The organism is Acinetobacter sp. ANC 4216, from assembly GCF_004331195.1.
Lineage (GTDB): Bacteria > Pseudomonadota > Gammaproteobacteria > Pseudomonadales > Moraxellaceae > Acinetobacter > Acinetobacter kookii.
In genome coordinates this window covers 122,246-137,236 of record NZ_SJOC01000001.1, presented here as the reverse complement: position 1 = coordinate 137,236, position 14,991 = coordinate 122,246, and the positions used below count along the sequence as shown (strand labels likewise).

General features: G+C 44.4%; 14 protein-coding genes. 7 read left to right on the top strand and 7 right to left on the bottom strand.

From position 1 onward, the window contains the following. Window positions 1-58 precede the first annotated feature (58 nt). The 7 genes from E0H88_RS00685 to E0H88_RS00655 form a co-directional block, all read right to left on the bottom strand. The gene (locus E0H88_RS00685) at window positions 59-733 is read right to left on the bottom strand and encodes a class I SAM-dependent methyltransferase (protein ID WP_131272730.1); all 675 of its coding nucleotides are present in this window, start codon (window positions 731-733) and stop codon (window positions 59-61) included. A gap of 47 nt (window positions 734-780) precedes the next feature. Beyond that, window positions 781-1,563, bottom strand: coding sequence for a Rossmann-like and DUF2520 domain-containing protein (locus E0H88_RS00680; protein ID WP_131272729.1), 783 nt, complete (start codon window positions 1,561-1,563; stop codon window positions 781-783). 95 nt (window positions 1,564-1,658) lie between these two features. Continuing rightward, window positions 1,659-2,456 (bottom strand): thioesterase family protein, encoded by a 798-nt coding sequence (locus tag E0H88_RS00675; RefSeq protein WP_131272728.1) that lies wholly within the window; start codon window positions 2,454-2,456, stop codon window positions 1,659-1,661. Between the two features lie 82 nt (window positions 2,457-2,538). After that, window positions 2,539-3,225, bottom strand: a complete 687-nt coding sequence (locus tag E0H88_RS00670) for a class I SAM-dependent methyltransferase (protein ID WP_131272727.1) — start codon at window positions 3,223-3,225, stop codon at window positions 2,539-2,541. A 58-nt stretch (window positions 3,226-3,283) separates the two neighbouring features. After that, a complete protein-coding gene (bioB, locus tag E0H88_RS00665) occupies window positions 3,284-4,276 on the bottom strand; it encodes a biotin synthase BioB (RefSeq protein WP_131272726.1) in 993 nt (330 codons plus the stop codon). Between the two features lie 172 nt (window positions 4,277-4,448). Next, window positions 4,449-6,137, bottom strand: a complete 1,689-nt coding sequence (locus E0H88_RS00660; RefSeq protein ID WP_131272725.1) for an AMP-binding protein — start codon at window positions 6,135-6,137, stop codon at window positions 4,449-4,451. Between the two features lie 101 nt (window positions 6,138-6,238). After that, window positions 6,239-6,868 (bottom strand): TetR/AcrR family transcriptional regulator, encoded by a 630-nt coding sequence (locus E0H88_RS00655; protein ID WP_131272724.1) that lies wholly within the window; start codon window positions 6,866-6,868, stop codon window positions 6,239-6,241. Between the two features lie 148 nt (window positions 6,869-7,016). Between E0H88_RS00655 and E0H88_RS00650 the strand changes: the two genes are divergently transcribed. From E0H88_RS00650 to E0H88_RS00620, 7 genes are all read left to right on the top strand, one after another. Beyond that, window positions 7,017-8,189, top strand: a complete 1,173-nt coding sequence (locus tag E0H88_RS00650) for an isovaleryl-CoA dehydrogenase (RefSeq protein WP_131272723.1) — start codon at window positions 7,017-7,019, stop codon at window positions 8,187-8,189. 34 nt (window positions 8,190-8,223) lie between these two features. Then, window positions 8,224-9,825 (top strand): carboxyl transferase domain-containing protein, encoded by a 1,602-nt coding sequence (locus E0H88_RS00645; protein WP_131272722.1) that lies wholly within the window; start codon window positions 8,224-8,226, stop codon window positions 9,823-9,825. 11 nt (window positions 9,826-9,836) lie between these two features. Then, the gene (locus E0H88_RS00640) at window positions 9,837-10,631 is read left to right on the top strand and encodes an enoyl-CoA hydratase/isomerase family protein (protein WP_131272721.1); all 795 of its coding nucleotides are present in this window, start codon (window positions 9,837-9,839) and stop codon (window positions 10,629-10,631) included. An 18-nt stretch (window positions 10,632-10,649) separates the two neighbouring features. Next, window positions 10,650-12,644: an acetyl/propionyl/methylcrotonyl-CoA carboxylase subunit alpha gene (locus E0H88_RS00635; RefSeq protein WP_131272720.1), complete on the top strand. Its 1,995-nt coding sequence runs from the start codon at window positions 10,650-10,652 to the stop codon at window positions 12,642-12,644. Then, window positions 12,641-13,543: a hydroxymethylglutaryl-CoA lyase gene (locus E0H88_RS00630; protein ID WP_131272719.1), complete on the top strand. Its 903-nt coding sequence runs from the start codon at window positions 12,641-12,643 to the stop codon at window positions 13,541-13,543. Before E0H88_RS00635 ends, E0H88_RS00630 begins: the two co-directional genes overlap by 4 nt. 100 nt (window positions 13,544-13,643) lie before the next feature. Continuing rightward, window positions 13,644-14,348, top strand: a complete 705-nt coding sequence (locus E0H88_RS00625; RefSeq protein WP_131272718.1) for a CoA transferase subunit A — start codon at window positions 13,644-13,646, stop codon at window positions 14,346-14,348. A gap of 4 nt (window positions 14,349-14,352) precedes the next feature. Further along, window positions 14,353-14,991 (top strand): CoA transferase subunit B, encoded by a 639-nt coding sequence (locus E0H88_RS00620; protein WP_092818471.1) that lies wholly within the window; start codon window positions 14,353-14,355, stop codon window positions 14,989-14,991.

Sequence of the window (14,991 nt, the reverse complement as noted above, 5' to 3'; positions counted from 1 at the left end):
CCTTAATTGACAGCATAAAAATGGCTCATATCAATGAGCCATTTTTTATACTCAAAGTTTAAGCTTTTATCGCCATATAACCTTGATAGAACAAAATCTGGGTAAACCCCTGCACAGCTTCAAAACCACTCGCTTTCAGTTGTTCAAAAGTTTCCTGCTTCGATAACGGATAAAAATCATCTTCTAGACGCTCCAGCATGACCGCAGCCTGTGAAGGCGTTAAGCCATTGGCCTCACATAGATATTTGAGGGTCTGCAACTCCTGCTCCGACTTGATTTTGGTCAAGTCAAAAGTGATGAATATGCCTTGAGATTTTAAACGTGAGGAAATGGCTTTAAAGAACTTGGGCTTCTCTAGATAAGCCACAAAATGCGTAACCAGAATGGACAGTGCCGCATCGTAAGACTGGTCCGTTTTTAACTGGTCTACATCGCCCAATACGAACTCCACCCGATGCGAGGCATTCAAGGCGTGGATATGGTGTCTGGCCTTATCCAGCATGTTTTGTGACAACTCTGTGGCGGTAAAGGTCCAGTCAGGAAACAACTGGACCAGATGACCCAGCTCATAGCCAGTACCACAACCGACAATCAGCACATGCGCATATTCATCTACATACGTTTTCAATAAAGCCCGGATCTGTTGATGTACCACTTCATAGCCGGGAATTAATTTGCGGATATGTTCATCATAACCATCTACAACATACTGACTATTAAAATCTTTTGCCATCGCTGCCTCCTTTTGCAATACATGGGCTAAATTTATTTAAGCTTAGTTCACGCTTTAGCCTGATGCGATTGCAGAATCTGTTGACTCATTAAATTGTAAACTTTTTTCAAATCTTCGCGTTTAGCATCCTCAAGCATCTGCTGATGCCTGTTTAAGATATTCTGATCTCCCCGCATGGCTGGCCCGGTCTGCATCTGTTTAGGCTCATGCTGTACGGCTTTATGGGCTGTTTCCAGAATTAGGGGATAAAGCAGCGAGAAATCGACCTGCTTGGCATCGACTATCTGCTTCGCCATGTCATAACAGTAATTGCTAAAATTACAGGCAAACACTGCCGCCAAATGTAAACTTAAACGCTGTGCCGATGTATAGGCATACACGCGTGAACTTAGGCTATTTGCCAACTGGATCAATTGCGCCTGATCCTGCGGCTGGACTGCCTCTACAAACAAAGGCGTGGCCTGCCAGTCTATTTCACGAGCCAGGCTAAAGGTCTGCAAAGGATAAAATACCCCGGCGCGTGCATGAACCTCTGCCAGAACCTGAATATCGGTACTGCCTGAGGTATGCACAATCAACACATCTGTGAATTGTGCATGCACCCGTTGAATGACCTCTGCAATCGCCTGATCGCTCACCGCAATAATCACCAGATCTACATCTGGTTCAAGTTCTGCAATATTGGCTGTGGCCTTTGCAGCGACCTGACTCGCCAGGGCTTGGGCATGTTCTAAAGTCCGGCTGTAGATCTGTACAATCTGATGATTCTGGCTTAAAACAGCAGCCAGATGATGTGCCACCCGTCCTGCACCAATAAAACTGATTCGCATAGCTAAGTTCACGTTTTACAATTCAGTCCAAGCATGCCAAGAATAAAAGGACGAAGCAATTCGTCCTGATGTTTTTGTTTAAGCGTGAATCAATTTTAGAATTGACGCAAAGTTAAAATCTGCTCACTACGTCCAAATGGACCTTGGGTATCGTGCAAAATTCCGCTGGTCAGCCCGATTCCATCTTCACCATATTGCTGTGTCACTTCCAAACCCAACCACTCACCTTGCGGTAAACGATGTAGATGGATTTGTAAATCCAAATTTGGAAACCCCCAACCTTCATTCGGGTCTAGGCGTGGTACGACCCCATTGGCGGTATCTACCATGCCCATTAAACGAACAAAACTAGATGTGGCTTGATTTTCAATCATCTCTAATTGATTTCTCAGCCAGACAATGCCCTTGCCTGCACGACGGTCTAAATGTGCTCGGGTTTCAATACTTTGGATATAGCCCCCTGGCCAGCAGCGCATGCCATCCCAATCGGGCAAATATTCAGGGTTTTCTACAGGTAAGTCTTCCAACCCTGCAATTGCACGTGTGTCTGAGGTTTTCATTTTCCATGCGCGCGCCACAATACAGGTTTTTCCTTCAGCACACATTTCCGCTTCAATCAGTTCAATGGTTTTACCAGGCCGGATCATGCGAGTCGTGATGCTGAACTCACCAAAGGCGATCAAACCAAAAATATCTAAACTGACCCGACCAATTCGCATATCATCACGTGGCATAAATTGCTCGAGCTCTGCACATAAAATACCCGTTGCAGGTGCCATGTGTTGCTCATGCGGATTCCAAGCACCCTGTGCATGAATATTGGAACAATAGTGGGCAGTACAACGACCATCGGCATGTTGTTCACGTTTGAGTAAAGTGTAATAGGCTGACATTTTTCTCTCTTTCCCTGATCTGACTTTTTATACTGATACTTTTACTACAAATATTTGCTGACTTAATTACGCGATTGATAAACTATTTCTGAGTAAAAAAACCATAATAATTCATGAGTTGACAATAGGTCTTACACTGGCGAAAACCGACTTGAGTAAGCAATGCTGCCTGCGCATCGACAGTCATTAAATGAAAATCATCGGCCAAGCGTGCAAGCATTTTTTCCGCTTGTATCGTGGTTAAACCACAATCCAAAGCCAAATTCTGCATCCAGCGCAGTTCTATATTTTCAGTCTGCTGCATCAGATCATAGCTTAATAAAATTGCTGCAGGTTTTAATGTTTGGTAAATATCCTGAAAAAATAATGTTTTTTCTGCCACAGGTACAAAATGCGCCACCAAAATGGACAAAGCTGCATCAAACTGCAAGTTTTCAACCTGCGCTTGCTGAGCAAATTGATGTGTATCGGCCTGTATAAAACGCACTCGCTCATGCCCTGCCACAGACTGAATATTTTTTTCTGCCTGCTGCAACATGCTTAAAGATGGGTCGATGGCAGTGAATTGCCACTGTGGATGTTGCTGCAGTAAATACTGCAACTCATAGCCTGTACCACAACCCACCACCAAAAGCTGTGCTGTTTCGGGCAAATGGCTGCTTAAAATTGCGTTGATGTGTTGATGTACCAATTCATATCCAGGAATGAGTTTCCGAATATGACTGTCATAGCCTGCAACCACGGTTGCACTGTGAAAATCTTTTGCCATATCACATGATTCTTATTTAATTTACTGACATCAGAAACTGAACATTTTAAAAAGCAACTTAGGCCACTGCCATCGCATCGACCGATAAGTCTGCAACGGTTGGTTTGGCACGTTCTGGCACTAGGCCTAGCTTTTGGAACAATTGCTTGTCTTTGCCTTCGCCTGCGTTTGGTGTGGTCAAAAGCTTTTCGCCTGAAAATAACGAGTTCGCACCTGCAATAAATGCCAAGGCCTGATCTGAATCAGACAACGATTCACGCCCTGCAGATAAACGAATGTAGCTGTTTGGCATAATAATACGTGCCACTGCAATAGTACGAATCCACTCAATGACATCCAGTTTTTCAACTTCAGCTAATGGCGTGCCTTCAATCGGAACCAGCATATTGATGGGCACCGATTCAGGGTGCAACGGCAAAGTTGCCAATTCATGCAATAAGCCGATACGGTCTTGGGTATCTTCACCTAAACCGACAATACCACCACTGCAGACTTTCATGCCTGTTTGGCGCACAATATCTAAGGTATTTAAACGATCGTCAAAGCTGCGGGTACTGATCACATTGGGATAATATTCACGCGAAGTGTCGAGATTGTGGTTGTAATAATCTAAGCCTGCATCTTTTAAACGTTCTGCCTGAGATTGGTTTAACATTCCCAAAGTCATACACGTTTCTAAGCCCAATGCTTTGACTTCACGCACCATTTCCAATACATACGGCATATCACGCTCATGCGGGTTACGCCATGCAGCACCCATACAAAAACGAGAAGAACCAGACTCTAAAGCTTCTTTGGCTTCCTGAATGACTTTTTCAACCGCAATGCGTTTTTCAGCTTCAAGCTGTGAATCATAATGCGCAGACTGCGAGCAATATTTACAGTCTTCTGGGCATTTACCTGTTTTAATCGACAATAAAGTACTGACTTGTACGGTATTGGCAGAAAAATGTTGGCGATGCACGCGCTGTGCTTCAAAGACCAAATCCAGAAAAGGCTGTTCATATAACTGCTGAATTTCTTCTCGGGTCCAATCATTACGTACATTCATTGTTTTCATCCTTGATGATCACGCATCGCTCTTATAATTAGGGTAATTTTTCACAGAATGAGCGAGCACTTATTTGAGTGTTTTACCCTTTATCTCTGTGCAAGAAATAAAGGATATGTACTGACAAAATTTAAAGGTCAATCTCGTAGCAATGCATGCCAGAAATAGGACTTTAAGCAATTTCCTTTAGATTTAATTCTTCACGCATAAATTCACGTAATTTAAATTTCTGTGCCTTACCTGAAGCGGTCATTGGAAATTCACTAAAGAAACGCACATAACGTGGGACTTTATTATGTGAAATGTGTTCTGCACAGTATTGGCGAATCGCCTCTTCGGTACACTCATGATGTTCATGCAAAATAATACAGGCACACAGTTCTTCGCCATAACGATGATCTGGCACGCCAATCACTTGCACATCACAAACTGCATCGTGGGTATATAAGAAATCTTCAATTTCTTTAGGGAACAGGTTTTCTCCACCACGAATCACCACATCTTTAATGCGACCTTTGATTTTCACAAAGCCTTCATCGTCCATTTCTGCAATGTCGCCCGTGTGCATCCAGCGTGCAGCATCAATGACTTCTTGGGTTTTGTCGTGCTCATCCCAATACCCTAGCATCACCGAATAACCACGCACACACAATTCACCCAATTGCCCACGCGGTACGACCTTGCCATCTTCATCCACAATTTTAACTTCCAAGTGTGGATGCACTCGACCGACTGTACTGACACGGCGTTCTACCGAATCATCCGTCGAACTTTGTGCGCTCACAGGCGCTGTTTCGGTCATGCCATAACAAATGGTGATTTGTGACATGTGCATGCGGTCTATCACACGTTGCATAATTTCTTGCGGGCATGGACTGCCTGCCATAATGCCTGTACGCAAGCTAGACAAATCAAATTCATCAAACTGCTCATGCTCTAAAATGGCAATAAACATGGTCGGTACACCATAAGCGGCCGTGCATTTTTCTTGCTGAATGGCTTTTAAGGTATCGAGTGGATTAAACACTGCAGATGGATAGACCATGGTTGAGCCATGTGTGATACAGGCCAAATTGCCCATCACCATGCCAAAACAGTGGAATAACGGAACTGAAATACAGACACGATCTTGCGGACTTAAATGAATGGCCTCACCTACAAAGTAACCATTATTTAAAATGTTGTTGTGGGTGAGCATGGTACCTTTCGGATTACCTGTCGTGCCCGAGGTAAATTGAATATTGATGGTTTCATCAAACTGCAATTCACTGGCAATTTGATCCAGCTTTTTCAGCATGTGTGTGGTTGGACTTGGCAGCAAATCCTGAAAACGATGCATTCCTGTCTGGGCTTGATCATCAATTTTAATCACATGCTTTAAATGTGGTAAGCGCTTGGCATTGAGGACTTTGTTGTCTGCCTGACACAGCTCTGGCGCAATTTTGGTTAAAATTTCCTGATAATTGGTGCTTTTAAACTGCGATGCAATCACCAAACCTTTACAGGAAACCTTGTTCAGCACAAATTCCAGTTCATTGCTTTTATAGGCAGGGTTTAAATTCACCAAAATTACCCCTGCCTTAAAGGCTGCGAATTGAGTGATTGTCCATTCCACACAATTCGGAGACCAAATGGCAAGGCGGTCACCTTTCTTAAAACCGAGTTTTAATAAGCTACAGGCAAAGGCATTGACCTGTTGCTGGAGTTGTTTATAGGTCAGACGCACATTTTGATGCACGCTTACCAAAGCATCCTGATCTGCATATTGCTGGCAAGCCTGATCAAACTTTTCACCAATAGTCATACCTAGCAAAGGCTGATTACTGGTGCCATAGGCATAACTTAACCGTACTTGTGTCATTGAATCGATCTCCTTGATTCTTTGTAATTCTGTTTTCCAACATGGCTATATTGTTTTGTTCTATGACGACGATTACTTTTTGCCTATTTTGTGCGTTGTTCTTATTTCCCTCCTTCCTGTTTCCGCACTGCATTCACACAAAAATCGGCAATTTGTTTGACAAAGTAATCTTTATAATTTTGATCAAACATCACATTGCGAGAAGGATTTAAAGGCTCAATCACCACAAAGGTCATGGATCCAACCACACCTAAAGCTGCAGTGTTTAAATCTTCAAACTCAAACTCACCATTGACTTTTCCTTCAGCCAAAATTTCCTTGATGCTTTGTTTGATCAATTGTTTACTGCGAAAACGCTCATGTTCCATTTCTGGGTCTACAGGCTCGAACATTAACGAATACGCCAATTGGGGGCTGTTCATCGCACGCTTCACAAAAGTTGTAACAGATTTTTGCAATTTTTGTTTTGGCGTTAAATCTGACTTCGCAATGTGGTCCAAAATTTCGACCTCACGACGAATCGCATCCGATAAAACTTCAATCAGAATCTGATTTTTATTTTCAAAGTAGCGATACACCAAACCTGTAGAAACACCAGCGCGTTCTGCAATGGCTTGTATAGACGCTTCTTTAAAGCCCCCATGAGCAATAAGTTCACGAGCAGAATCTAAAATCGCGTTGCGATTTTGTTCCATACGTTCCTGCATCAATGATGATCTTTTATAACTCATATCTTATTCTCAACCAGATAAAATGAATTGTAAATCATTTTGTGAATTTTAGTTCACTTTTTCAAATTTTAGATGTATGTTAGAACCTAAGCACAACAACAATGCTTGTTTTAGGAACAACAAATATAACCTCAGGATGAATGAATACATGAATTTACAAAGCTTAGACTTCGGCTTAGATGAAACCTTAATCGCCCTGCGTGATTCAATCGCTGCTTTTTGTGCAAAGGAAATTGCACCCATTGCACAACAGGTTGATCGTGATAACGAATTCCCTGCCCAGCTTTGGAAAAAATTTGGCGATATGGGCTTACTTGGCTTAACCGTGAGTGAAGAATACGGCGGCACCAACTTAGGCTATTTGGCTCACATCATTGCCATGCAAGAAATTTCTCGTGCATCAGCATCCATTGGTTTGTCTTACGGTGCTCATTCTAACCTATGTGTGAACCAAATTAAGCGAAATGGGACAGAAGAACAGAAGCAACGCTATTTGCCAAAACTGGTTTCAGGCGATTATGTCGGCGCTTTGGCCATGTCTGAACCGAACGCAGGCTCAGATGTCGTCAGCATGAAGCTAAAAGCAGAAGACAAAGGCGATCATTACTTGCTTAACGGCTCAAAAATGTGGATTACCAATGGCGGTGATGCCGATGTGTTGGTGGTGTATGCCAAAACTGATTTGCAGGCGGGCGCCAAAGGCATGACTGCTTTCTTGATTGAAAAAACCATGCCAGGTTTTAGTCATGGCAGCCATTTAGACAAACTGGGGATGCGCGGCTCAAATACCTATCCACTATTCTTTGACAATGTTGAAGTACCCAAAGAAAACGTCTTGGGCGGTGTTGGCAATGGTACAAAAGTGCTGATGAGTGGACTGGACTATGAACGTGCAGTTTTAAGTGCAGGACCACTGGGCATTATGGATGCCTGCATGGACACCGTGATTCCTTATATTCATGAACGTAAACAGTTTGGTCAGGCATTGGGTGAATTCCAGCTCATGCAAGGCAAAATCGCCGATATGTATTCGACTTGGCTGGCATGTAAAGCACTCGTTTATGCCGTCGGCGCAGAATGCGACAAGGCTGAACACAGCCGCAGCTTACGTAAAGATGCAGCCAGTGCCATTTTATATGCAGCCGAAAAAGCCACATGGATGGCAGGTGAAACCATTCAAACCTTGGGTGGCAATGGCTATATCAACGAATTCTCTGCAGGACGTTTATGGCGTGATGCCAAACTCTATGAAATTGGTGCAGGTACTTCAGAGATTCGCCGCATGCTGATTGGCCGTGAACTGTTTAACGAAACTGCCTAAAAATAAATCACAAAAATTAGACAAGGATGTTGGCATGAATCAATTACAGAGCAAAATTAATATTCGCAGCGATGAGTTTAAAAACAACCAAGCTGCGATGCAAAGCCTAGTCGATGATCTTCGAGAAAAAGTCCAAAAAATTGCTTTGGGTGGTGGCGAAACTGCACGCCAAAAACATTTAGACCGTGGCAAATTGCTGCCACGTGAACGGATTGACCACTTAATTGATCCTGGCACTGCATTTATTGAAATTGGTCAATTGGCTGCGTATCAGGTCTATCAGGATGATGTACCTGCTGCGGGTGTGGTTGCTGGCGTGGGTCAGGTGAATGGCGTGACCTGTATGATCATTGCCAACGATGCCACCGTAAAAGGTGGAACTTACTATCCACTGACTGTGAAAAAGCATTTACGCGCACAGGAAATTGCAGAACAGAATCACCTGACCTGTATTTATTTGGTCGATTCGGGCGGTGCATATTTGCCACTACAAGATGAAGTCTTTCCAGACCGTGATCATTTCGGACGCATTTTCTACAACCAAGCCCGCATGTCGAGCATGGGTATTGCCCAAATTGCCGTTGTGATGGGAAGCTGTACTGCAGGTGGTGCTTATGTACCTGCCATGTCGGATGAAACCATTATTGTGCGTAATCAGGGTACAATTTTCTTAGGTGGCCCGCCGTTGGTTAAAGCCGCAACCGGTGAAGTGGTCAGCAGTGAAGACTTAGGTGGTGGCGATGTGCATACTCGCCTGTCAGGTGTAGCAGACCATCTGGCAGAAAATGATGAGCATGCTTTGGCCATTGCCCGCAACATCGTGGCTAACTTAAACAAAAAGCCAAACCCACAGCCTGAACATATAGAAGCACCGTTATTCGATGCTTCTGAGCTGTATGGCATTGTTCCGACTGATGCGCGTAAACCGTTTGATGTACGTGAAGTGATTGCCCGCATTGTCGATGGGTCACGTTTTGATGAATTCAAAGCGCGTTTTGGTACTACCCTGATTACAGGTTTTGCCAAACTGTATGGTATGCCTGTCGGGATTATTGCCAACAACGGTATTTTATTTTCCGAGTCGGCACAAAAAGGCGCACACTTTATTGAGCTGTGCACCCAACGCAACATTCCTCTGTTATTTATTCAAAATATCACGGGCTTTATGGTTGGACGCCAATATGAAAATGAAGGTATTGCCAAAAATGGTGCCAAACTGGTGATGGCGGTTGCCACTGCTAATGTGCCTAAACTGACTTTGGTGATTGGTGGTTCTTTTGGTGCAGGTAACTACGGCATGTGTGGTCGTGCTTATTCACCACGCTTTATGTGGACATGGCCAAACTCACGTATTTCGGTGATGGGTGGCGAACAGGCATCGAGCGTACTGTCTACCTTAAAACGTGATCAAATTGAAGCCAAAGGCGGCAGCTGGTCTGCAGAAGAAGAAGATCAGTTCAAACAACCGATTCGTGATCAATACGAGCGTCAAGGTCATCCATATTATGCTTCTGCGCGTTTATGGGATGACGGTGTGATTGATCCAGCGCAGTCGCGTGAAGTCTTGGCATTAAGTTTAGCCGCTGCCCTGAATGCACCCATCCAACCGACCAAATTTGGCGTGTTCCGCATGTAAGAGGTGACACAATGGATTATCAGTTTTTACAACTCGAACAACAAAACCAAGTGGCGACGGTTTGGATTAATCGTGCGGAACTGCACAATGCCTTCAATACACAAGTGATTGAAGAATTACACGCCTGCTTTCAGGCACTGAATACCCGTGATGATATTCGGGTGGTAATTTTGGCAGGACGCGGCAAAAGTTTTTCTGCAGGCGCAGACCTGAACTGGATGAAACAGGCAGGTCAAGCGTCTGAAGCAGAGAATCAAGCCGATGCTCTGAAACTGGCAAAAATGCTACAAAGTTTAGCGACGTTAAAACAACCAACCATTGCCCGTGTACATGGCATTGCCTTTGGTGGCGGTATGGGTTTGGCGTCTGCCTGTGATATTTGCGTTGCCAGCACCGATGCAAAGTTTGCAACCTCTGAAGTACGCTTAGGACTCGCCCCTTCCACCATTAGTCCTTATGTCATTCGTGCGATTGGCGCACGTCAGGCATCACGTTACTTTTTAACGGCAGAGCGTATTTCTGCAGAACAGGCACAGCAAATTGGCTTGGCACATGAAGTCACTTCAGCCGAAGACTTAGACAGTAAAATTGATGAAATTGTGCAAGCCTTATTGCTGGGTGGCCCAGAGGCACAACATGCCTCTAAACAACTGATTCAGATGGTCAATCATCAAGTTTTGACTGAAGACTTATTGCAACAAACTGCACAGCATATTGCGCATGTTCGCCAAGGAGATGAGGCGAAAAATGGCTTAAATGCATTTTTGAATAAACAAAGCCCGGCTTGGATCAAGACCACGGCATAATAAAAGAAGGATCGCACTATGTTTGAAAAGATTTTAATTGCCAACCGTGGTGAAATTGCCTGCCGTGTAATTCGTACGGCAAAAAAACTCGGGATTGCTACAGTTGCGGTGTATTCAGATGCCGATGCGCAATCACAACACGTCAAACTGGCAGATGAAGCCATTTATATTGGTGAATCCCCTGCGGCACAAAGTTATTTGCAAGTTGAACGTATTATTCAGGCAGCCAAAAGCTCAGGGGCACAAGCCATTCACCCGGGCTATGGCTTCCTGTCTGAAAATGACAAGTTTGCACTGGCCTGTAAGGACAACAATATTGTCTTTATTGGCCCACCAGTAGAGGCCATTTTGGCGATGGGTCTAAAGGCCACCTCTAAAGCTTTGATGGAAAAAGCAGGTGTGCCGCTAACTCCGGGCTATCATGGCAGCAATCAAGATGTAGCATTCTTAAAACAACAAGCCGATCAAATTGGCTATCCTGTCCTCATTAAAGCCAGTGCTGGCGGTGGTGGTAAAGGCATGCGCTTGGTGGAACGCAGTGAAGACTTTCTCAGCTTACTTGCTTCATGTAAAAGTGAAGCACGTTCCAGCTTTGGCAATGAAGATGTGCTGATTGAACGCTATGTGATTCAGCCACGCCATATTGAAGTACAGGTTTTTGGAGATACCCACGGCAACTACGTACATTTATTTGAACGTGATTGCTCAGTGCAGCGTCGTCATCAAAAAGTACTTGAAGAAGCACCTGCGCCAAAAATGCCAGAAGATAAACTTGAAGCCATGCGCCAAGCTGCCATTGATGCCGCACGTGCGGTCGATTACGTCGGTGCGGGTACGGTAGAGTTTATTGTCGAACAAGACGGTACAGCTTATTTCATGGAAATGAATACCCGTCTTCAAGTAGAACACCCTGTCACTGAAATGATTACAGGGCAAGATCTTGTAGAATGGCAGTTGCGGGTTGCCTTTGGTGAACCATTACCAAAACAGCAGCATGAATTGCAGATTCACGGTCATGCACTCGAAGCACGTGTCTATGCCGAAGAGCCAGAGAAAGGCTTTATTCCTGCCATTGGTCAAATCAGCTACCTGCATTATCCAGAACAAAATGACGCAGTACGTGTAGACAGCGGCATTGTAGAAGGCGATGAAATCAGTACCTACTACGACCCAATGATTGCCAAACTGATTGTCTGGGGCAAAAACCGTGAAGCTGCATTAACACAAATGCACCATGCTTTGGGTCAGTTCCATGTCGATGGTTTGGGCAACAATATTGCATTCCTGGATCGCTTGGTGCTGTGTGATTCCTTTAAAAATGCCAATTTAGACACAGGCCTGATTCAACGTGAAGAAGCATTTTTACTGAAGCCTTCTGCAGAAATCAATGCTGAACTGGTGGTCAGTGCTGCACTAATTGAGCTGCTAACACGCCAGGCTCAAAACCCGGTTGCAAATAATTCAGTCTGGCAGCAGAAGTCTTTCTGGCGTCTGAATCAGCAAAATGCACATACAGTACAATTACAACGTAATAGTATTACGCTTAAAGTTCAGTTCAATACTCAAGATCAGGGCTTTGTTGCCCACTATAACGGTCAGCAATTTCCAGTTCAGGGTCAGTTTATTGATGCGCACACTTTAGCGCTGCAACTGAATGCCAAACAGCAAAAACTGGCTTTTAGCCAGAATGAAAATGGCATTACCCTGTTCCATAATGGTCAAACGCATAGCTTCGATTACATTAAGCCAGATTATCAGCAGCAGGATGAGCAAGGCGCAGAAAATAACCTGACTGCGCCAATGCCGGGTGTGATTACCCAAGTCCTGGTGGCGGCCAATGCCCGCGTGAAAAAAGATGATGTGCTGATGACCCTTGAAGCCATGAAAATTGAATATTCAATTCGTGCGCCTTTCGATGGCATTGTGGCAAGTTCATATTTCCAGGCAGGCGATCAGGTCAAAGCTGGCGATGAACTGGTTGAATTTGAAGCATTGACGGAGGAAGTTGCATGACTGAATTTGTCAAAATTGTAGAAGTCGGCCCACGTGATGGTCTGCAAAATGAGAAAACACCACTCACTTTGGCAGACCGCAAAAACCTGATTCTAGATTTAATGCAAACGGGTTTGAAAAACATCGAAGTTGGTTCATGTGTTTCAGCCAAATGGGTTCCGCAAATGGCAGACAGCGACGTGCTGTTTGCCAGCCTGCCACAAGATCCAAACATTCAATTCAGTTTACTGACTCCAAACTTAAAAGGTTTTGAGTCGGCTTTGGCGGTGGGTTGTAAAGAGGTTGCCGTGTTTACCGCAGCTTCTGAGAGCTTTACCCGAAAAAACATCAACTGCTCAATTGAAGAAAGTCTGGAAAAGTTTAGTGATGTCATGCTTCAAGCCAAAGCACATAATATTCGAGTGCGTGGTTATGTGTCTTGTATGGTGGACTGCCCTTATGAAGGTGCAATTGACCCGAAACAGGTTGCAAAAGTCACACACCAATTATTGGATATGGGCTGCTATGAAGTGTCTTTGGGCGAAACCATTGGCACCGCAACCCCTGACCGTGTGCAAAAAGTCTGGGAAGCGTGCTTGGCGCAAGTTGATGCCAAAGTTCTGGCAGGTCATTTCCACAATACCTACGGTATGGCGATTGCCAATATTTATCAGTCTTTACTACAAGGCATTCGGGTATTTGATTCATCCATTGCAGGTTTGGGCGGTTGCCCCTATGCCAAAGGTGCTTCGGGCAATGTCTCGACTGAGGATTTGTATTACCTACTCTCCAATATGGGCTTTGAAACGGGTATTCAGGTCGATGCTTTAATGCAGGCAAGCCGTAACATCAGCGAAGTATTACAGCGCAACAATCCATCTAACTATGCCAATGCCTACTGGCAAAAGGCCTGTGCCTAAAGCGGCGTAGGCCTAAATAGTCTTGGGCACACAGGTAACACGTATTACAACAAATTCAACGGCAAGTGAATGCCAGGTAAAGAATAAATAGAGGTGACAAATGTCCAATAAGGTATATGACAGCGCACAAGCTGCATTAAATGGCGTGGTTCAGGATGGACAGACCTTGGCAGTTGGCGGTTTTGGTTTATGCGGTATTCCTGAATCCCTGATTGCTGCGCTAAAAGCTACAGGTGCGAAACAACTGACCTGTATTTCTAATAACGCTGGTGTCGATGGTTTTGGTTTAGGACTGTTACTCGAAACCAAACAAATCAAAAAAATGATTTCATCTTATGTCGGTGAAAACAAAGAATTTGAACGCCAGTTTTTAAATGGAGAATTAGAGGTTGAACTCACTCCACAAGGCACATTGGCAGAAAAATTACGTGCTGGCGGTGCGGGCATTCCGGCTTTCTTTACCCAAACCGGTGTCGGCACCTTAATTGCAGAAGGCAAAGAAGTCCGAGAATTTAAGGGCAAAGAGTATATTTTAGAAGAATCTTTAACGGCAGATGTAGCACTGGTCAAAGCCTACAAAGCCGATACAGCCGGCAATTTGATTTTCCGTAAAACCGCCCAAAACTTTAATCCAGTCTGTGCCATGGCGGGCAAAATCACCATTGCAGAAGTTGAACAAATTGTTGAAATTGGCGATTTAGACCCGGATGAAATTCACCTCCCAGGGATTTATGTGAATCGTATTGTACTGAATGCAACTCCAGAAAAACGTATCGAACAAATGACTTTAAAGGCGGAGGCTTAATCAGATGGCTTGGACGCGTAATCAAATGGCGCAGCGCGCCGCACAAGAGTTAGAAGATGGTTTTTATGTCAATTTAGGCATTGGCTTACCGACACTGGTAGCCAACTATATTCCTGAAAATATTAATGTCTGGCTGCAGTCTGAGAATGGCTTGCTTGGCATTGGTGAATTTCCGACTGAAGCAACAGTAGATGCCGACCTGATTAATGCAGGCAAACAAACCGTGACTGCGCGTAAAGGCGCGGCTTTTTTCTCTAGCGCAGATTCCTTTGCCATGATTCGTGGCGGGCATGTCAATATCGCCATTTTAGGTGCAATGGAAGTTTCAGAAACTGGTGATCTGGCCAACTGGATGATTCCTGGCAAGAAAGTCAAAGGCATGGGCGGTGCAATGGATTTGGTTGCAGGCGTACAAAAAGTCGTGGTCTTGATGGAACACTGCGCCAAAGATGGTACACCTAAAATTGTATCGCAGTGCAGTTTGCCACTTACGGGTAAAGCGGTGGTCCATCGCATCATTACCGACTTGGGTGTGCTCGATATTACTCCACAAGGCGTGCAACTGGTCGAACTGGCACCCGATGTCAGCTTTGATGAGATTCAAAAAGTCACAGGTGTGGCTTTACAGAAAGTAGCTGCTTAA

Coding starts and splice junctions, on each gene's coding strand:
- E0H88_RS00660 (WP_131272725.1), bottom strand. CDS start 6,137: ATGACACAAGTACGGTTAAGTTATGCCTATGGCACCAGTAATCAGCCT.
- E0H88_RS00670 (WP_131272727.1), bottom strand. CDS start 3,225: ATGGCAAAAGATTTTCACAGTGCAACCGTGGTTGCAGGCTATGACAGT.
- E0H88_RS00650 (WP_131272723.1), top strand. CDS start 7,017: ATGAATTTACAAAGCTTAGACTTCGGCTTAGATGAAACCTTAATCGCC.
- E0H88_RS00685 (WP_131272730.1), bottom strand. CDS start 733: ATGGCAAAAGATTTTAATAGTCAGTATGTTGTAGATGGTTATGATGAA.
- E0H88_RS00680 (WP_131272729.1), bottom strand. CDS start 1,563: ATGCGAATCAGTTTTATTGGTGCAGGACGGGTGGCACATCATCTGGCT.
- E0H88_RS00635 (WP_131272720.1), top strand. CDS start 10,650: ATGTTTGAAAAGATTTTAATTGCCAACCGTGGTGAAATTGCCTGCCGT.
- E0H88_RS00625 (WP_131272718.1), top strand. CDS start 13,644: ATGTCCAATAAGGTATATGACAGCGCACAAGCTGCATTAAATGGCGTG.
- bioB (WP_131272726.1), bottom strand. CDS start 4,276: ATGAATGTACGTAATGATTGGACCCGAGAAGAAATTCAGCAGTTATAT.
- E0H88_RS00630 (WP_131272719.1), top strand. CDS start 12,641: ATGACTGAATTTGTCAAAATTGTAGAAGTCGGCCCACGTGATGGTCTG.
- E0H88_RS00655 (WP_131272724.1), bottom strand. CDS start 6,868: ATGAGTTATAAAAGATCATCATTGATGCAGGAACGTATGGAACAAAAT.
- E0H88_RS00675 (WP_131272728.1), bottom strand. CDS start 2,456: ATGTCAGCCTATTACACTTTACTCAAACGTGAACAACATGCCGATGGT.
- E0H88_RS00620 (WP_092818471.1), top strand. CDS start 14,353: ATGGCTTGGACGCGTAATCAAATGGCGCAGCGCGCCGCACAAGAGTTA.
- E0H88_RS00645 (WP_131272722.1), top strand. CDS start 8,224: ATGAATCAATTACAGAGCAAAATTAATATTCGCAGCGATGAGTTTAAA.
- E0H88_RS00640 (WP_131272721.1), top strand. CDS start 9,837: ATGGATTATCAGTTTTTACAACTCGAACAACAAAACCAAGTGGCGACG.